Origin of the sequence: Methylobacter psychrophilus (assembly GCF_025583945.1) — a bacterium.
Lineage (GTDB): Bacteria > Pseudomonadota > Gammaproteobacteria > Methylococcales > Methylomonadaceae > Methylobacter_C > Methylobacter_C psychrophilus.
This window is the reverse complement of sequence record NZ_JAOEGU010000061.1, coordinates 1-19,329: the sequence shown is the minus strand read 5'-3', so window position 1 is coordinate 19,329 and position 19,329 is coordinate 1. Positions and strand designations below refer to the sequence as shown.

18 protein-coding genes and 2 tRNA genes are annotated in these 19,329 nt (G+C 40.6%); 12 read left to right on the top strand and 8 right to left on the bottom strand.

Translation table 11 applies throughout. The features are described from left to right. Positions 1-135 precede the first annotated feature (135 nt). From N7974_RS18030 to N7974_RS18015, 5 genes are all read left to right on the top strand, one after another. Entirely contained in the window at positions 136-648 is a 513-nt protein-coding gene (locus N7974_RS18030; RefSeq protein ID WP_262966947.1) for a hypothetical protein, read from the top strand. Between the two features lie 131 nt (positions 649-779). Beyond that, positions 780-1,349 (top strand): transglycosylase SLT domain-containing protein, encoded by a 570-nt coding sequence (locus tag N7974_RS18025; RefSeq protein ID WP_262966946.1) that lies wholly within the window; start codon positions 780-782, stop codon positions 1,347-1,349. Continuing rightward, positions 1,346-2,050, top strand: a complete 705-nt coding sequence (locus N7974_RS18020) for a TraX family protein (RefSeq protein WP_262966945.1) — start codon at positions 1,346-1,348, stop codon at positions 2,048-2,050. Before N7974_RS18025 ends, N7974_RS18020 begins: the two co-directional genes overlap by 4 nt. 400 nt (positions 2,051-2,450) lie before the next feature. Further along, on the top strand, positions 2,451-2,759 hold the full coding sequence (locus N7974_RS20820) for a helix-turn-helix domain-containing protein (protein WP_394813130.1): 309 nt from the start codon (positions 2,451-2,453) through the stop codon (positions 2,757-2,759). Positions 2,760-3,072: 313 nt separating this feature from the next. Beyond that, on the top strand, positions 3,073-3,243 hold the full coding sequence (locus N7974_RS18015) for a helix-turn-helix transcriptional regulator (RefSeq protein WP_262966944.1): 171 nt from the start codon (positions 3,073-3,075) through the stop codon (positions 3,241-3,243). Between the two features lie 313 nt (positions 3,244-3,556). Here the strand turns inward: N7974_RS18015 and N7974_RS18010 are convergent. The 4 genes from N7974_RS18010 to N7974_RS17995 all read right to left on the bottom strand — a co-directional run bounded on the left by N7974_RS18010 (position 3,557) and on the right by N7974_RS17995 (position 7,038). Further along, positions 3,557-3,632, bottom strand: a tRNA-Lys gene (locus N7974_RS18010). Positions 3,633-3,639: 7 nt separating this feature from the next. Then, a tRNA-Ser gene (locus tag N7974_RS18005) sits at positions 3,640-3,727 on the bottom strand. A gap of 70 nt (positions 3,728-3,797) precedes the next feature. Then, complete coding sequence (locus N7974_RS18000; RefSeq protein WP_262966943.1) at positions 3,798-5,708, bottom strand: ATP-binding cassette domain-containing protein; 1,911 nt, start codon at positions 5,706-5,708, stop codon at positions 3,798-3,800. Between the two features lie 247 nt (positions 5,709-5,955). Further along, positions 5,956-7,038 (bottom strand): alkene reductase, encoded by a 1,083-nt coding sequence (locus N7974_RS17995; protein WP_262966942.1) that lies wholly within the window; start codon positions 7,036-7,038, stop codon positions 5,956-5,958. 1,039 nt (positions 7,039-8,077) lie between these two features. Here N7974_RS17995 and N7974_RS17990 point away from each other — a divergent pair. After that, complete coding sequence (locus N7974_RS17990) at positions 8,078-8,854, top strand: pentapeptide repeat-containing protein (protein WP_262966941.1); 777 nt, start codon at positions 8,078-8,080, stop codon at positions 8,852-8,854. A 75-nt stretch (positions 8,855-8,929) separates the two neighbouring features. Here N7974_RS17990 and N7974_RS17985 read toward each other — a convergent pair whose 3' ends face one another. Beyond that, the gene (locus N7974_RS17985) at positions 8,930-10,585 is read right to left on the bottom strand and encodes an OFA family MFS transporter (RefSeq protein WP_262966940.1); all 1,656 of its coding nucleotides are present in this window, start codon (positions 10,583-10,585) and stop codon (positions 8,930-8,932) included. Positions 10,586-11,005: 420 nt separating this feature from the next. Between N7974_RS17985 and N7974_RS17980 the strand changes: the two genes are divergently transcribed. Then, positions 11,006-11,674 (top strand): Bax inhibitor-1/YccA family protein, encoded by a 669-nt coding sequence (locus N7974_RS17980; protein ID WP_262966939.1) that lies wholly within the window; start codon positions 11,006-11,008, stop codon positions 11,672-11,674. Between the two features lie 126 nt (positions 11,675-11,800). Here N7974_RS17980 and N7974_RS17975 read toward each other — a convergent pair whose 3' ends face one another. Together N7974_RS17975 and N7974_RS17970 are read right to left on the bottom strand one after the other, a co-directional pair. After that, positions 11,801-12,166 carry an exosortase system-associated protein, TIGR04073 family gene (locus tag N7974_RS17975; RefSeq protein ID WP_262966938.1) on the bottom strand — a complete coding sequence of 122 codons (366 nt, stop codon included), beginning with the start codon at positions 12,164-12,166 and terminating at the stop codon, positions 11,801-11,803. Positions 12,167-12,489: 323 nt separating this feature from the next. After that, complete coding sequence (locus tag N7974_RS17970; RefSeq protein ID WP_262966937.1) at positions 12,490-13,095, bottom strand: Uma2 family endonuclease; 606 nt, start codon at positions 13,093-13,095, stop codon at positions 12,490-12,492. A 337-nt stretch (positions 13,096-13,432) separates the two neighbouring features. Between N7974_RS17970 and N7974_RS17965 the strand changes: the two genes are divergently transcribed. The 3 genes from N7974_RS17965 (at position 13,433) to N7974_RS17955 (ending at position 18,351) form a co-directional block, all read left to right on the top strand. Next, on the top strand, positions 13,433-16,588 hold the full coding sequence (locus N7974_RS17965; protein WP_262966936.1) for a DEAD/DEAH box helicase: 3,156 nt from the start codon (positions 13,433-13,435) through the stop codon (positions 16,586-16,588). 77 nt (positions 16,589-16,665) lie between these two features. Further along, a complete protein-coding gene (locus N7974_RS17960; protein ID WP_262966935.1) occupies positions 16,666-17,514 on the top strand; it encodes an HNH endonuclease in 849 nt (282 codons plus the stop codon). Between the two features lie 210 nt (positions 17,515-17,724). After that, entirely contained in the window at positions 17,725-18,351 is a 627-nt protein-coding gene (locus N7974_RS17955) for a hypothetical protein (RefSeq protein WP_262966934.1), read from the top strand. 161 nt (positions 18,352-18,512) lie between these two features. Here the strand turns inward: N7974_RS17955 and N7974_RS17950 are convergent, their stop codons facing one another. Continuing rightward, positions 18,513-18,707 (bottom strand): BrnA antitoxin family protein, encoded by a 195-nt coding sequence (locus tag N7974_RS17950; RefSeq protein WP_262966933.1) that lies wholly within the window; start codon positions 18,705-18,707, stop codon positions 18,513-18,515. A 67-nt stretch (positions 18,708-18,774) separates the two neighbouring features. Between N7974_RS17950 and N7974_RS17945 the strand changes: the two genes are divergently transcribed. Both N7974_RS17945 and N7974_RS17940 read left to right on the top strand, forming a co-directional pair. Continuing rightward, positions 18,775-18,990: an antitoxin MazE family protein gene (locus N7974_RS17945; protein ID WP_262966932.1), complete on the top strand. Its 216-nt coding sequence runs from the start codon at positions 18,775-18,777 to the stop codon at positions 18,988-18,990. Beyond that, positions 18,987-19,217 carry a type II toxin-antitoxin system PemK/MazF family toxin gene (locus tag N7974_RS17940; protein ID WP_262966931.1) on the top strand — a complete coding sequence of 77 codons (231 nt, stop codon included), beginning with the start codon at positions 18,987-18,989 and terminating at the stop codon, positions 19,215-19,217. Before N7974_RS17945 ends, N7974_RS17940 begins: the two co-directional genes overlap by 4 nt. The last annotated feature ends 112 nt before the right edge of the window (positions 19,218-19,329 follow it).

Here is a 19,329-nt window from a genome sequence, read left to right as displayed (position 1 = left end):
TGTGTCTGGTTTTTTTTTTAAGGCAGAGACCGGAATACGGGTTAGCGTGGGGTCTCGTGGGGTCGGAGATGGGTATAAGGGACATGTGCGGGTTCGGCCATAGCCGCTGCCGGAGTAGCGGGAGCGGCCGCGGCAATGGCTGGCAGCACGGCTGTCGCCGGTGCCGCAAATATAGCGGGTGGCGCTCAGGCGGTGATGGCAGCCGCGAAACAGGCATCACAAAACTCATCAAGCACCTCTGACCTTGTTTCGAGGATGGGCGGCATAGTCAGTGGCGCATTAGATAGTAACACCTCTAGCTCCTCATCGTCCGCATCAAGCCCACTTGCAGCAGCAATGGGCGATAGCTTGGCGAGTAATAACTTTTTCAGCAACTCATCGGGTACGACAAACCAGGGCAGACAATCCAGCAGTACTGCCGCACACTTGGCATCGGGAATCACACAGGTTTTGGGCGAAAAAATACAATCACGAATAAATCAAACCGTTGGCGGGCAAGTCGCCTCAGCTATCAATCAGTCCACAGAAACGCAAACGCACAATAACAAAGCCTCAAGCCAAACCTTCGATAACAATAGTCTGTCTGGTGAAACAACCGGCACAGGCGATTCAAGGGCAGATGAAATCGCCGCATTTCGTGATGGCTAGCGGAAATTTAAAAAACGAGGACATCTGAAAATATAGTCATGAAAATCAGAAAAATTTTCGGAAAATCCTATCAAAAAATTGGGCACTTGAGAAAACGATTAATTTATCGAATTTAAAAATAAGGAGGCGACATGGCGGCAATGCCAGACTTACCACCGTCACACCATCAACAAGAGCGGATAGTTTGCTCGATCACAGCGGCTGAAAAATACGCTGTTCCAGCAAATATTCTGCTTGCAGTAGCCGAAAAAGAAAATGGCAAGCCCGGTGTTTGGGTAAAAAATACCAACGGTACCCACGACGTTGGGGCCATGCAATTTAATACCACTTACCTCAAAACACTCCAGAAGTACGGCATCTCACCAGAGGATGTAGCCAGTGCCGGTTGTTACGCTTATGATCTGGCCGCATGGCGCATTCATGGGCATTTAACCAAAGATCCCGGTGATATATGGACGCGAGCGGCAAATTATCACTCCCGGACACCTTACTTCAATCAGCTATATCGCGCTGATCTGATGGTCAAAGCCAACCGCTGGGCTAACTGGTTAGATAAATTCATGCAGCTCAATAATGCAACGATCAATACCTACACGATAAAGCCAGAAACTAAACAGGCAAGTAAAGTAACCAACGTAGTACAGGCTTTCAAAAAAGCCTATGTTCCTCGTAGTATCACCGTTAGCAGTCAGTACAGATGACTATGCAATGCCCACGCGTAGTAGTATCGGATGGCACGCTTGAAGCCATTAAATGGCTGGCTCTGCTGCTCATGGTAGGTGATCATATTAATAAATACCTGCTACACGATGCATCGCACACGTTATTTAACTGCGGTCGTGTAGCCATGCCACTCTTTATTTTTGTACTGGCTTATAATCTGGCGCGGCCAGACGCGTATAAGCGCGGCACACATGGCCGAACCATGAAACGCTTGGCACTATTTGGGCTATTGGCAACACCGCCCTTCATCGCCTTGGGTGGCTTGCTAGCGGGATGGTGGCCGTTAAATATTTTGTTTGCTTTACTGGCAATGACGGCCATTATTTATTGCCTTGAGCAACAGACGATCCGGGGTTATCTCATCGCTTGCGCTGTATTTATTATCGGAGGTTCATCAGTAGAATTCTGGTGGCCTGCTGTAGCGCTTGGAATCGCACTATGGTGGTACTGTAAAACACCGCAAATCACTCCCTTGATAATAGCTGTGGTAGCCCTGCTATTACTGCGTATTATTAACGGCAATTATTGGGCTTTCGCTGCCCTACCTATTTTAATCGCCAGTACCACCGTCAATATTCCGGTGCCCCGTTATCAGTGGCTATTTTATTATTTCTACCCTCTACATCTAACCCTTCTTTGGTTATTGACAAGGCTTGCCTATATCTATGGTTTTGGATGATAAATAAGGTGATTAACACAGAATTTGTAATAAAAACACCGTTAGGCCGTTTTTCTGTCACATAAACTAAGCAACCGTATAACAACGCTGTAATAATTCAATTACTATGCCTTAATTATTCCGATAGGGATAATCCACGATTGAATACATATTAATAGAGGAGCAGAAAAGATCGTCCCTTGCCTCACTTTCGAATAGAGCAATCACAATTAATTTATATTCGATATAACGAATATTTTTTAATAAACAGTATCGTACATTAAATTCATAGCATCAATTGAATCCCCGGAAAAACTACCAAAAAATTTAGCTGCTTAATTTCTCGGGCAATAACTAGCTAATTTATAGCTACCATATTCCTACCCAGTATCATTCGAATATTTGGTAAGAATGAAGGGCCATAAAAGAACAACTCTCAAAAATATCAGGGGTATCCACATCATTTATTTTAAATTTATTCAACGGCAAAGGTAATCCGTCTTTACAGATTATAGAACGAATTGCAGATGCGCTGGATAAACCTTTAGCCGGACTTCTCAAAGAAATACACCTGGACAGTAAATCATTCGAGACCATAGCGGGTAGCAAGCCCCACAGGAATAGCAGAAAACGAAATAAATCCACGAAGGCCAGAAAACAATATAGCGCATTAAATAAATTCTCATTATATATTATTTTAATATTTTATTTATCTCGATATATAGTATAATCTGAGTCGAATTATTTTATCGATACCATTAATCTATGCCAAATCTATATGAAGACAAATTAAAAGACTCTGTAAAAACACGCGCCAAAGCCAGGCTAATAGGTGATATCGGCCCGGAAATTTTGGCGATTCTCGCTAATCCAAAAACTATCTAACTAACAAAAACGACTATCCACTCAATCAAGCACTTTTGAGGTAATTATGAAAAAAGCAAAAATACCACAAAAAATAATTATTGCTATGCTGAAGATGCTGTCATTGCAGAAGCAAAAAACATTATGTGAATATATTAATAACAAAAGGTTTTGCCAACATGATAGAGCATAAATATCTAAAACTGGATGAGGTAGTTGCAATGCTTAATGTCAGTCGCACCTGGTTTTACAAAATGAGAAAGGCCGGAAAGTTTGTTAAACCAGCAATTGAACGGCCAATGCGATGGAGATTAGATCAGATTAATAATTTTTTAGATGGTACGGAGTAAAAAACTACAGATATAAAAAGATTAAAATGCCCTACGGCGATTTTAGAACAAGAAGGGCTTAATATTCTTAGCGATAAATTAGATGCAGAAATAACAGTAGAAGATGACGCAACTTTTTTATATTATATGGGCTAAAGAAATGTCAAAAAATATGCCACGCTGCTTTAAATGCGGATAGAAAAGGGCAAGATATTAAATTTTTTATAAGCAATGAATAGAATATCAAAAGCCGATGTTTTTTACAGAGGCACCGTAAAAGGCACCGCAAATAAAAAGCCTTGTAACGAAGAAACGCTACAAGGCTTGATTTTATTGGTGGGGTGTCGGGGGTTCGAACCCCGGACCTATGGATTAAGAGTCCACTGCTCTACCAACTGAGCTAACACCCCAAAATATTGGTGGAGAGAGAGGGGTTCGAACCCTCGATACGTTGCCGTATACACACTTTCCAGGCGTGCGCCTTCGACCACTCGGCCATCTCTCCTACTTATCTTCCCATAGAGGCTATGGGAACCGACAAGGATAAACTAGTTTCAGCTTTGTTGCAATGACTTTTAGCCGGCATCTTCTTCGGTCAGTCCTTCCAACTCATTCCAACGGGCAAAAACTTGCTCCAATTTGGCTTCTGTTACTTTTAATTCATCCAACGTCTTGGCAATGGCCAAGGCATCTTTTTTATAAAAAGCGGATGAACTGATTTGCAGGTTTAATGCCGATTGTTTAGCTTCCAGCTCATCAATCATTTGCGGCAATTTATCAAGCTCTTGCTGCTCTTTAAAGCTTAATTTTTTCTTTTTTGCGGCAACTGGTTTTTCCTGGTTCGATACTGCTACCGGCTTTTTTGCTACCACAGCAGGTTTATTCTGTTTTTCTTGTGTCACATGGGCGTTCCAGTCCGTGTAACCACCAACAAATTCATCAACATCACCTGAACCATTAAGAACATAAACGCTGGTTACTACGTTGTCTAAAAACGCCCGATCATGGCTTACCAGTAATAAGGTACCATCGTAATTTACCAATTTTTCTTCCAATAATTCCAGGGTTTCCAAATCCAGATCATTGGTTGGCTCATCCATGACGATAAGATTGGCAGGTCGGGTAAATAATCGCGCCAACAACAGACGATTTTTTTCACCACCTGACAAGCTTTTTACTGGCGAACGCGCTCTTGCAGGTGCGAACAAAAAATCACCCAAGTAAGACATAACATGGCGTTTATTACCCGCTATTTCGACAAAGTCATTACCATCAGCCACGGTGTCGGCAACGGTTAAATTAGGATCCAGTTGATCGCGTAATTGGTCAAAGTAGGCGATTTCAAGCTTTGTGCCCTGCTCTACCGTACCGCTATCAGGTACCAGTTGTTGCAGCAGTATTTTTAACAAGGTTGATTTACCTGCACCGTTGGCACCAATCAAGCCAATTTTATCGCCACGTTGAATCAGTGTTGAAAAATTCTTGATAATTTGCCTTTCGCCATAACCAAAACTGATATCCTTAACTTCAATAACTCTTTTGCCGGACGCATCGCCTTTTTCCAAAGCCAATCTGGCGGTACCTTGCTGAAGACGACGCTGGGCGCGTTCATTACGCAATTTTTCCAAAGCTCTGACACGGCCTTCATTACGGGTACGTCGGGCTTTTACACCTTGTCTGATCCAGACTTCTTCATCGGCCAGTTTCTTGTCAAATTCAGCATTTTGATTGGCTTCATCTTCAAGAGCGGCGGCTTTACGGGTTAAGTAATCATCATAATTACCAGCCCATGACACCAGATTACCACGATCCAAATCCACAATTCGGGTCGCCAGTTTTTGCAAAAATGACCGGTCATGGGTGACAAATAAAACCGCACCCTGAAAGTTAAGCATTTGCTCTTCCAGCCAGTTAATACTTTCAAAATCCAGATGGTTGGTAGGCTCATCCAGCAGCAATACTTCGGGCTCTATCACCAAGGCTCTTGCCAACGCTACGCGACGTTTCCAACCACCGGATAAGTCACTAATTTTTAATTCGCCGGGTAAATCAAGCTTGTTTAAGGTCGTTTCAACACGTTGTTGAAAATGCCAGCCATTATGCGATTCCAGCTTATGCTGTAAATCGCCCATTTCGTTTAACGCTTTATCATCATCATAATCCATGGACAAAGTCAGGGCATGATAACGGGTAAGCCATTCTCCCAACTCACCCAAGCCACCGGCAACGGCGTCATAAATGGTTGCATCATCCGGCAGGTCAGGCGATTGCTCCAACCATGCAAGTCTTAATTCAGGTTGTCGCCAAATATCGCCATGATCAGGAAGCACATTTCCGGCGATAATCTTCATTAAGGTTGATTTACCTTCGCCATTACGGCCTAACAAACCAACTCTTTCGCCAGCATCAAGCTGAAAATCGGCATTTTTTAATAAAGCGTGGGTTCCATAAGCTATGGAGATGTTCGATAAACGTAATAAAGGCATTTTAGAATTTCTGTAGATGACAAATAGAGGGGGGTTACCAGTACATTATATAGAATAATAGCGTTGTCTTTATGACAATGTGAGATCTAACCATTTATTTGTTGGTACAAATAACGGCTTAGCTTAAGAAAAATCAATGAAGCAAGCTAGTTTGGCTCATGAAAAGCCGATATTGTGGACAAATTTTTTGCCCACAACATCATCGAAAATAGAATGGACAGGCAAGTATTGACCTGCCCCGTCAATTTTAATCAGCCAATGCCGGATAATCGGTATAACCTTTTTCGTTGCCACCATAAAAGGTAGCCGCATCAGGTTCGTTTAACGGTGCATTTACCTTAAATCTTTCGACCAAATCAGGATTGGCTATATATAATTGTCCAAAAGCAACGGCGTCGGCTTTGCTTTCGGCGATAGCATTTTCAGCACGCGCACGGTCATAGCCCCCACAGACTATCAAGGTTCCGTTATACGCTTTACGCAAAACATCAAGATTGATAACGTTGGCGCCATGCCTGATATCACCTTCCAGAGCATCAACCACATGAAGATAAGCCAAACCAAAACTATTTAATTGACCCAATAAATAAACAAAAAATGTTTCCGGATCGGCATCATTCATATCATTCATTGTACCGCTCGGTGACAGGCGAATACCCACACGATCAGCACCCCAAACAGCGACTACCGCTTCCGTTACTTCAAGCAAAAACCGGGCCCTGTTTTCAAACGTTCCTCCATAACAGTCAATACGCTTGTTAGTACCTTCACGCAAAAATTCATCCAGTAAGTAACCGTTGGCGCTATGTATTTCAACGCCATCAAAACCCGCAGCCAGAGCATTGATTGCCGCTTGTCGATAAGTTTCCACAATACCTTGAATTTCATCGGTTTCTAATGCGCGTGGGGTTACAAAAGGCTTCATGCCGCTTGGCGTAACGGCTTCACCTTTTGGTTTTATTGCTGAGGGCGCAACCGGTAATTTGCCGTTATGAAAATCGGGATGAGAAATACGGCCAACATGCCAAAGTTGTAAAAAAATATGGCCATTTTTTGCATGGACAGCTTCGGTTATTTTCTTCCAACCTGCGACCTGCTGCTCATTATAAATACCCGGGGTTGCCGGATAACCAACACCTTGTGTGGATATTTGTGTTGCTTCGGTAATAATTAAACCCGCACTGGCTCGTTGCTCATAATAAGTGATCATCAAATCAGTAGGACTATTCTCAGGCGCACGTTGCCTGGTCAAAGGAGCCATCACCATACGATTGGGTAAATGGTAAGGGCCAATCTTAATCGGCATTTGTGTATGTAATTGTGTTGTCATAAATTATGAATTATTTAATATTAGTAAGAGAGAATTTGCAGATTTTGCTACGGATGAAATTGGTATATTGATTCACTATAATTTAATGCATTTGATATGGAGTCTAGCTCAAATGATATTATATTGCAGGCATTATAAATTTTATGCAGTTATAAAATCACATAAACTACAATTTTTATACTAACTAACTTTAAACTAATTTAACTAATAAAAACCAAATTCCTGACAATTATCCTTCGACAAGACCTTTGCCAAGAGCAGATAAAAAACCCGGAACAACCCGTAGTTTTATTAAATTTATTTTTTCATTCGTGGTTAACAATACTTCGGACAATTTTAAGTTATTAAAATAATATGTTCTTTAATAAATCATCTCAAAAATTCAATAACGGTGCCAACAAATAAGTCGTTAATTTTCAATTAATTAACATTAAATGCAATTCTGCATAAATTTGATTTATTCCCTCCACAAACCGACACAAGTCTTACTATTCGTGAAGTACCAATAATCAAAACTGTCCGAAGTATTGTTCATAAAAATTTCCTGATGAGTTAATCATCAGTGAAATACCAAATACTATTTCTGATCACTGGTTGCAGATTTTACACACGAGACCGAACCTGGTCTGTGCGTTAAAGAACATAGTGGAAGTTAATTCATAATGCACATTACGATAAACATTTTCAGATAAATTTCTCTGTCCAAGTTTACAGTGACGTGGATTGGAAATTTAATTTCTGAAAGTCGATAGTTGATGTTAAGCAAAGCAAAATTGTCCGAAGCATTGGATTAATATAGCAAGCTTTTTGCAAATAGCCATACTGCCTACGACAACATTGCAATACACTATAAATAACGCTAAAGTTTGGGTTCTTATTTTTAACTACCCGCTGAAAAGCAGGGCAGTTAAAAATAAAGCGGCTTGCAACAGCCCTTCCGACTTGGCTTAAGAAAGAATGATTAAATCATCGATTGTTTAAGCTAACAGCCAGTTTGTTATTACTGAACAATTTTATTGACCGACTTAAAGGCAACTATATGAAAACTCATTTTCACTGGACAGGGCTGTTGACAGCGTTGTTTTGTATGTCGGCGTCTGCAGCCGACCTGGATCGGTCAACCGTAGAACATCGTCTCGCCAAAGCAAATAAAGCGCATCTCGCCGACTTACGTAGAAAGGATTTAACCAGCCTTGATTTATCGGGCCTCGACTTTAAAGCTGCGGATTTATGGGGTTCGGATTTACGCCGTGCCAATTTCAGCAATAGTGATTTATCCGGTGTTAATCTGGATTTATCGGTACTATCGAAAGTTGATTTTTCCAATGCCAATCTATCCAATACCAGTATTTTTGCAGTGCATGTCGGCGGTGCAAATTTGAGTAATGCCAATTTAAGTAATAGCCGCTTTATTGGCATAATGGATCGAGCCAACCTGTCTCATGCCAATCTCGCACATGCCAACTGGGGAGCGGATATGAAAAACCAGTCGATGGGTTTGATGCGGGCAAGCCTGAATAATGTCAATTTCTCGGGAGCCAATCTTTCCAATGCCAATTTTGACCGTGCCTTGATGCGCTTTGCCAATTTTTCCGGCGCTAATCTACAAAATACCGTACTTTTTGGCGTTGACCTTTCCGGCGCAGATTTTTCAGGTGCTAATTTGTCAGGCGCTGATTTAACAGGTACGTCGCTTGAAGACACCAATTTTGCAGGAGCGGATCTGGCGGGCACCAAATTTGCCGGTGTTAAGGATAAATCGAAGTTAAAAGGTTTGAGTTCTGCCAAAAATGTGGACAAAGCGATTATTGATTGATGACAAAAGCACAAGGTTAAAAAATACACACCGGTATCTTTCGCCTTGTACCTTGCCACCCACCAAGATGTTACATCAAAAAAACTTCGCGGCATTAATCAGGGTTTTGTAAATTCCCCATGATAATGGGATAACAACGACTATCCAGGCTAACCAGACTATTGCCAGTGGCGTTGGTTTAATAACCTCCCTGCCCTGCTCTTTATCCGCTATTAAATGCCCATCTTCCTCCGCTATTATTTCACGGGCATGGCATTTTTCTTCGGCCAGTTCCTTAGCGGTCATAAACCACTTATCGGCCACAGGTCGAATCAATAAATTACACAGCAAGCCTAAAAGCAACAATCCGGCCAAGATCATCATGGTTTGGTTGTAAACCTGCTCACGAGGCAAACCCAAACTCAATTGATAATCACGCATATAATTAACTATCACCGGTCCCAAAATCCCCGCTGTTGCCCAGGCAGTCAATAAACGACCATGAATGGCCCCAACCATTTGCGTACCAAATAAATCCGCCAGATAAGCGGGAGCCGTCGAAAAACCACCACCATACATACTTAAAATAACGCAGAATGCAGCGACAAAAAGCAGCTTGTTACCAGCATCGGCACTGCCAGGAATGCTGATATACAACAAACCGCCCAGCACGAAAAAAATAATGAAGGTCAGTTTACGGCCGAAAAAGTCTGACAAAGTTGCCCAAAAAAACCGGCCACCGATATTGAACAAACTCAACAGTGCAGTAAAACCGGCAGCAATACCGGCAATCGCAGCCAGTTCGATTTTATCCAGTTCACTGTAGGTCTTGGCAACGGCAATTAATTGACCGCCGAAAACCTCTTGCAACATGGGCGATGACATACCGATCACGCCAATACCGGCACTAACGTTCATGCACAAAGCAGCCCAGAGCAACCAAAACTGTTTAATCTTGTAAATGTTTTTGACATGCACATGATGCGGCGTAATCATGCCATTGTTCTTTTTGGCGATGCGAGGCGTCCAGCCCAATGGTTTCCAACCGGAAGCAGGAATACGATAACTCAAGGCACCAGTTATCATAAAAACGAAGTAGATAACCGCCATAACCATAAAAGTTTGCATAACACCCACATCAGTTGGTGTTGCAAAATGATTCATCAATGCCGTTGCCAGCGGTGAACCGATCATTGCGCCACCGCCAAAGCCCATAATGGCCATGCCGGTTGCCATGCCACGGCGATCAGGAAACCATTTAATTAGTGTAGATACCGGAGAAATATAACCCAGCCCCAAACCGATGCCGCCAATGACGCCTGAACCGAGCAGCATTATCCAAAACTGATGTAAATAAATACCTAACGCCGACAGCAACATACCGCCACACCAACATAAGGCACTGATTACTGCCGCTTTACGTGGGCCAACATGCTCCAACCATCCCCCCCAAAGTGATGCAGATGAACCCAAAAACACAAAAAATAACGTGTACATCCAACCCAGCGTAGAGATATTCCAGTCACAATGGCTAACAAACAATTCCTGAAAAAAACCGACATCAGCACCACAGGCAATACTGTCTTTGATACCGAGAGCTTTAGAAAGCGGCAACCAAAAAACTGAAAAGCCATAAGCCATACCAATACACAAATGAATGGCCAACGCCGCTGGCGGGACTAACCAGCGATTGAAGCCCGGACCGGCAATAGTGCATTCCTTGTCTAAAAAATTTACTGAGGGTTTAGTCATGGTTTCTGCTTTTTTTTTTAGTAATTAAACGATAAATTATACGTGGCGCGACCACTGATTGCATTGTTGCCAGGTTTAAACAGGAAGCAAGAGGCAAAAATAAACCACCACTTTGGTAGTAATCTGCGTGACCGCAATTAAAAAAATGTGAATATTGTTCTTCGTGCTTTCGTGGTGAATAATGCTTTTAACCCATTTTTTGACAAAAATTTCACCGTCTCTTAAGCGATGCCAAACAAGAATACCGAAGTGCTTGTTTTAAGTTTTCTTACAAAGACAATGAAACTCTTGTAGAATCTAAGTGTCTCTTTGCCCGTTGGCTTTTAACTTGAGTGGCAACTTTGGATTAACTCTTAATGGTTTATCCCGACTTACACAAAGCCTGTTTTGTTAATCATTTATTTAAGGAATCTAATTAAAATGCGATTAAATACTGCTATTTCACGTCCGGAATCAAGCATTCTGGCAAGCAATAAAGTTCTAAAAAACACTTACATGCTGCTATCAATGACCTTGATTTTCAGTGCCATGACCGCAGGTGCCGCAATGTACCTCAATCTGCCACCTTTTGGCATGATTGTTACCTTGGTAGGTTTTTACGGTTTATTCTTCTTAACGGCAAAATTTAGCGACAGTGCATTAGGTCTGCTTTTTGTCTTCGCGTTAACCGGTTTTATGGGTTTAACACTGGGCCCTATTTTATCCATGTATGTTCAAGCTTTCAGCAATGGACACGAACTTATCATGATGGCCTTAGGCGGCACCGGCGTTATTTTCATGGGGCTTTCAGGCTATGCATTAACCACACGCAAAGACTTTAGTTACATGGGCGGTTTTTTGATGGTTGGCGTGCTGGTCGCCTTTCTGGCGGGTATTGGCGCAATCGTTTTTGCTATCCCTGCCTTGTCACTGGCTGTATCAGCCATGTTTATTTTGCTGATGTCAGGTATGATCCTTTATCAAACCAGCCAAATAGTCAACGGTGGTGAAACCAACTATATTCTGGCAACGGTTTCTTTATATGTGTCTATTTACAACTTGTTCCTGAGTTTGTTGCAATTGCTGGGCGCATTTAACGGCAGAAATTAAAACAGCAAGTCATTGTGTTTGATTGCCCGTTAAAGCGACAAGCATAATTTGGATAAGACAGCATGTACATTCAGCAGACAAGCGCTTTTGCTTTAGCTGCTGAATGTACCTTTATTGAGCTGGTTATTAGCGCATTTTAAAAGTTGAACTGTAACTGGTTTCCCTGTCAAAATGATCCCAGATATAATTAGGCTTAACTATTGACTCGGTGGGAATCATAAAAGTCGCCAAATCCAAAGCACCACACAAACTGCGTCCCAAAGTGTGCCCAAGACCTACCATAAAGCCTACCGTTGCTCCGTAAACCGGTCCTTTCTCATTACTCATTACCATGATGGTTTTAGGAATCTCGCCTACTCCGGTAATTGCATTGGCAAAACCAGTCGCCACTTTTTCACCGACAATAGTAGGATAATCTCGCGCCATTGCCACATGCGGTATAAAAAAGGATAGCGCGAATAAAATCGGTAACACTTTCAACATCTGCTTCATCAATAATTCCATACAATAAAATTTAGAAGACCCATCTTATCCAAAACCCTTGTCCTACTGCAAATACAATACAAAAAAGCCCTCTTTTTCAGCTAATGCTTTTATGGTTTGCAACCAGTAAATTCCCCTTACAGTTTCCTCTCCGGCAACAGCAGTCAATTCAATAGTGATTAACTAATCCAGCGACTGATGATAACTACCGGCATGGATCCCACAATTTTACGCCCCGGATTATAACTATTAGTGAGTAGGCCGCAGGAATCGAATCTACACTTTAATTATCAAGCTTCAGCTCAAATTAAAAAGCCTGTTATGCTGAAAAATCACTCCGCAAATACCTCAGCCAAATCAATCACCAAATCGGGAAACAACACCGGACTGGCATTATCTTCTGCTGAAAACATGGCTATCAATTCATATTTTTCTGTTTGTGCGTTTAAAACAAATTGATGTACCGATTGCTCATAAGGATAAACCAGCCAATATTCTTTTACGCCGCTTTCCTGGTATAAAGCATATTTTTCCTGGGTTTCACGTTTGGAATTTCCTTTCGACAAGATTTCAATAATCCAATCCGGCGCACCGTTGCAGCCCTGAATATCTAATTTTTCGATATCACAAATGACACACAAATCAGGTTGCACAACCGTGACAATTTCTTGATTCGTAAGAATAGATTTTCTTTGATTATATAAACGCACATCAAACGGCGCGTAAAACAATTTACAGGTTTTTTTATGAAAGTACGAGTATAGATGCCCGCCTAATTCAGTCACAATACTTTGATGACGCACATTCGGCGCAGGCGACATCAGTTGAATTTTGCCTTTAATCAATTCAATAGTTTCATCAAATTGCCACGTTAAATAATCGGCATAACTATAGGTGCCGTTTAAATCCAATTGTGAGAGGTTAGTAATTTTTGCCATGTTATTACCTAAAAATTGTTTGCTCAATTGGTACAATAAAACTCTAATTGGGTCGTTCATTAAACTTGATGGATATTGACACAAAAGCACAAAATTTGCCAAACCTGATTATGGATTGATTGGGTAAAGAAAGATTAAACATAGACAACTTAATTGCAAATTATAAGAACGGAGGTTAAGGTAAGGCCTTGCAATCAAGCATGATAAAGTGGGACTGGTTTAAAATAATGCGATACTTGCCTCCCTGATTCTCTCTCAAACATGCTTATTCCAGCCTACAAGATTACAAGATTACAAGGGCAACCACTTTAATTTAATATCCTCATCGCATTATTCTATGAATTCTTTCAATCACCTTTTCAATTCACTTTCTGCTGACAACAATAAAAAGGGTGAGCAATTTGAAAGAATCACTAAATGGTTTTTGGAGAATGATCCAGAATGGAAAGCCAAAATTGAAAAAGTCTGGTTATGGAACGATTATCCTGCAAAGTGGGCTAGAGATAGAGGGATTGACCTCGTTTGTTTATTCAAAGATGGCACGCATTGGGCGGTTCAGTCTAAATGCTATCATCCTGATGATGCCTTAACGAAAGCTGGTATTGATTCATTTCTGTCAGAATCCAATCGTAAAGAAATAGCCGGACGCATTCTGGTTGCCACTACGAACCAGTTAGGTGCTGGTGCAGAACAAGTCATCAAAGCCCAAGAAAAACCAATAGTTTGTGTTCTTTTAGCGCATTTAGAGGATTCTAATATTGTGTTTCCTGTTGATCCTGAAAATTTAACTCAGGTTAAACAACGCGAAAAACCAACACCCGAACCACACCAAACAGAAGCCATTAATGAGGTAGTTCAATGCTTAGCGACCGATGATAAAGGTCAACTCATTATGTGTTGCGGAACAGGCAAAACCTTCACCTCGCTATGGATAAAAGAAGCTTTAAAATCCCAAAGCACTTTGGTACTTTTGCCTTCGCTAGGTTTACTGTCTCAGACGCTTAGAGAGTGGTGTTTTGCTAAAAATGAAGAATTCAGTTTTCTTTGTGTTTGTTCTGATGCCTCAGTCAGTAAAGAAGAAGATGAGGCAATTTCTAATACCTTGGATCTTGGTTTCCCTGTCACCACCCGTCATGAAGAGATTGAACAATTTCTGCTGACTTCAGGTAATAAAGTCATTTTCTCCACCTATCAATCGTCGCCCCAGATTGCCAAAGCCCAAGAAAATCCGGACATTCCCGTTTTTGATATCGTTTTTGCCGATGAAGCTCATCGTTGTGCAGGTAAGGTCTCAAATGATTTTTCTTGCGTATTGGATGAGGCAAAAATAAGGGCACGAAAAAGATTATTTATGACCGCTACACCGAGAGTTTTTTCTACCGCAGTAAAAATTGCTGCCGAAGGACGAGGTGTTGAAATTGCCTGCATGGATGATGAACAGGTTTTTGGACGGGTTCTGCATCGTTTAAATTTCGGTACTGCTATTGAACGAGAGATTTTAACTGAATACAAAGTGATTATTGTTGGTGTCGATAACCCGATGATAAAAGCATGGATTGATCAGCGCGAATTTCTTCAAACCGATACGGGTATTGAAGCCGATGCCCAAACCTTTGCGGCTTACATCGGCTTGATGAAAGTGATGCGAGATCATGATTTAAAACGAGTCATTAGTTTTCATGGCCGGGTAAAGCGAGCACAAGAATTTGCCAACGGCTACTTAAATGTGCTCAATTGGGTAGATGCGGAACATAAACCTTCAGGCGTGATGGTGACTGATTATGTCTCTGGCAAAATGAATGCCGGCAAAAGAAGCACAAAAATTAAACAGTTGAAAACGCTTTACGGCGCAGAAAGAGGCTTACTGGCTAATGCACGGTGTCTGTCAGAAGGGGTTGATGTTCCGGCTTTGGATGGCGTTGCTTTTATTGATCCGCGCAAAAGTCAGGTCGATATTGTTCAAGCGGTGGGGCGGGCAATCCGGAAAAGTGATAATAAAAGCCACGGGGTAATTGTCATCCCTGTGTTTATTGACGACAGTGATAATCCTCAAGCTGAATTGGAAAAGAGCAGGTACAAACCGATTTGGGATGTTTTAAATGCCTTAAAGTCGCATGATGAAGTGCTTGCCGAAGAACTGGATAATTTTAGAACGTCGTTAGGGAGAAATAATGGCGGTTCTGGCGGTGGTTTTTCAAAAATTACAATTGATTTGCCGCGCACAGTGGGCAATGAGTTTATTGCTGCGTTAAATACAAGAATTGTTGAGGTGACAACTGTTTCTTGGCATTTTTGGTATGGGTTGTTGTTGGATTATGTTGAGGAATATGGGCATGCGAGAGTGCCCCGCATGTTTAAGTATGAAAACTATCATTTAGGACGATGGATAGGAACTCAAAGGCTTGGCAAGAATAAACTTGATTTAAAAAGAATTCAGTTACTTGAGGACTTGCCTAAATGGTCTTGGAGTGTCTTTGAAGAACAATGGAGTGAAGGCTTTGAATATTTAAAAAAATATGTTGAAGAACATGGTCATGCAGGAGTTCTTACTCAATTAATTTATCAAAATTTCAATTTAGGTACATGGGCAAATTGCCAAAGAATGAAAAAGGATACGCTTGATTCAAAAAGGATTGCATTATTAGAAGAATTACCGCAATGGTCCTGGAATCCACTCGAAGAACGGTGGAATGAAGGATTCAAAAATTTAAAACAATATACTGAAAAACACGGTCATGCCAGAGTATCTGCTCAATTAAAATATAATGACTATCCCTTAGGTAAATGGGTGTCACGATTAAGAAGCAATAAAAGTAAATTAAATCTTAAACAAATTACCCAGCTTGAAAGATTACCTCATTGGTCTTGGACACCATTAGAAGACAATTGGAATGAAGGAATTGAATATTTAAAAAAATATGTTGCTGAAAATGGTCATGCAAGAGTCCCTAAAGAATTAAAATATGAAAATTTTTCTTTAGGGCAATGGATAGGAGTTCAAAAATTCAGAAAAGATAATCTTGATTTGAATAAAATTCAATTACTTGAAGAGTTGCCACAATGGTCGTGGAATCTACTAGAAGACAAGTGGAGTGACGGATTTGAATATTTAAAAAAATATGTTGCTGAACATGGTCATGCAAGAGTGCCACTCAGATTTAAATATGAGGATTTTAAGTTAGGCACTTGGATAGCTACCCAAAGACAAAGAAAGGGCAAACTTGATTTAATAAGAATTCAATTACTTGAAGAATTACCACAATGGTCTTGGGATGTCATTGAAGATCAATGGAAAGAAGCATTTGAATATTTAAAAAAATATGTTGCCGAACATAGTCATGCAAGAGTTCCTGATGGATTGAAATATCAACATTTCAATTTAGGCACATGGGTATCAAATCAAAGAAGAAGTAATAAAATCAATAAACTTAACTCAGAAAAAATTAAATTGCTTGAATCGTTACCAAAATGGTCTTGGGGGGGACTTGAATAGCGCGGCAATGCGTTTCAACCGCAAGATAGCGATTCTTCGTACCTTTTATCTTTTAATTTAAAGAGAGATCATTCTCCATGTATTGCATATACTCAGATAAAGATGTTGCTGACGAAGAAACAAATTCTGAGCATATATTTCCATTAACGCTCGGTGGAAAAAACGATTTCACCCTTCAGGTATCAAAAGAACTCAATTCACTTGTTAATAGAGAAATCGATGAAAAACTAGCGCATTGTTTCTTCTTAGCTGTTGATAGACGAAAAAATAATGCACGAGGACACCGACAAACAGAAATAAAAGCACCGCGAACTAAATCAATTGGAAAAAGACCTACAAGTTTCGTATTTGATACAAGTGGCTTCCTTCAACCATACAATCCAAGACTAAAGACAATTGTTTCAGCGGATGAAATTTTTCAACATGGTTTAAAAATTTCGATACCTTTTTATCCATACCTACGTTTGCGATTCGCTGCTAAAGTTGGATTAGCCGCAGGATATTTTGTCTTTGGTGATGAATTTAGGAGCAGTATCGCCGCACATGAACTTCGGTCTTTGATGCACTTATATGGCAAGTATCATAACCAAGAAGCGATTGAGCGACTCAAGTCTAAAATTTGGACTTGGTCATTTCCACCGCAACAAGGTCAGGAGTCGATACATGCACTTCTTGAAGCATTGTCAAAACATATTAATAATTCTTTTGTTGCATTCATTACAAGTCTTCAAAAGGATCAAATTTTGATTGTTGTTGGTATCTTTGGGAATCTTGTAAGCTGCATTAATTGTCCAGCAGACTCAATTAATATTCCAAAGGATAAAGAATACGATCTTGGTCACGTCATAATTCTTGCGGCACATCAAACTCGCCGCATTTCTGTTCGAGAATTGCTAAAGGAGATTTCAATAAACGAGCCAGCGTAGCATTGTAGGCCTACCTTACATCAGAAGAAATTGCTTTCATCAAATACCCATAAATTATGGAGGCCGTAATGAATAAAGCCAGTGCAACCCAACTGAAAGAATATTTACAAAACGTCACCGTTTTTTATTTGCCAATATAAACATCTGGTCTGTGATTTCCTACATATAATTGCAGTGTGTCGAAATACAAATTATAAGGGGCTATTGATTATGAATCCGGATGCAGAAAAATTAAAATCATTTATTACTATTTTTAAAGGCATGAGAGCAATAGAAGATGCACATATAGAACTTGAAGAATTCGATGTTCCTTATAGCTTTTCAAAGTTCTTTAATGATTACTGCGAACTTTCTAAAAACATAGAAGAAAAAATCAATATAAATAATCTTACAAACGATAAGTTAAATAAATACAAGCAATTAAATATCGAAATTATTGAACGCCTTAAATGGGATTCGTATAGCCTATACGAAATTATTGGTAATATTGAGGGAATATTTTATGACTCATATGAAGCGGCAGAAAAAGCCATTGAGCAAGAACTAAGTCCTTATGAAAACAAGGTAAGGCCATTTTTCTGGTGTGGTTCATCATCTTTTAATTTATATATTCATGAAGCGAGTTTTTTAGGCTTGCTGTTAAAAGAAAAAATTGACATAGAGGAATACTTTACCTATAAAAATGGATATCTTAATATGAATGTTTCTAGCTTCAGCAAAAAATTTAACTTAACGGGGCAAGAATACCAAATATATGAAGAGGCATATAAAGCTGGCATGGATGTTTTAAATAAAAGACTTAATTTAAAAGGATCCGTATCCAGTCGTATAGATTGAAATACTTAATCGTTTAGTTCGAGATTATAAATCCACGCCCCATTTTAAGAAGATAGCCGAGGCAAAACCATTAAAGTCTGGCAATTAAAAGTCCTGAAAAAAAGATCAGGGAAAATAACCCTGCCCGCTTTCAGCCAAGGTGCAATTCCTCACGGATCACCTCACGTAATGGCCACCTTCACACTGTCAGCTTCCAAGCCACGGCGTAAAGCCTCATTAATTAGGGTTTGATAACCACGGCCACCGGCCTTGGCTTTATATGCCCTAACTATTGCATCATCAAGGCAAATTGTAATGCGGATTTTACTGCGTGGGAATGCAGCTTGTTTTAAAATAATCAACAGCATGTTTGCCATTTTTCAAATGCTTTTTTTGTTTTTGTGTTACATGTAATGCAAAAGTAATGACCGCAATGGAAAAATTATGACTACCAAGACAACTGCTGATCGAGTGCAAAAACATCGGGCCGGACTACGAGCTGCCGGACTACGGCCTGTGCAGATATGGGTTCCAGATACACGGAGTACCGGCTTTGCTGATGAATGCCGCCGTCAATCCCTTGCCCTGCAAGGTGATCCACAAGAAACCGACATGGCAAACTGGCTGGAAGCTGCGGCTGACACCAAGGGGTGGGAATGAGGCGCGGTGATCTGGTAACGATTATGTTACAAGGCGCTTATGGCAAACCGCGTTCTGCCTTGATCATTCAATCAGATTTATTTTCTGAGCATCCCTCCGTAACCATCATTCCAATAACCAGTGAGTTACGGGACACCCCATTGTTTCGTGTTCCGGTTAGGTATGGCGAAAGTACAGGACTAAGAAAACCGTCAGAAGTCATGATAGACAAAAGACATCTTTCCTAAATAATCAACATAGAGCTTGGTCTTAATAAGGTTAAAATAGCGACCTGCCTTTGAAAACACGGATAGCCATGACCCCTTATGCCCAACTGCCCAAGCACAAGCCTGAAGAATT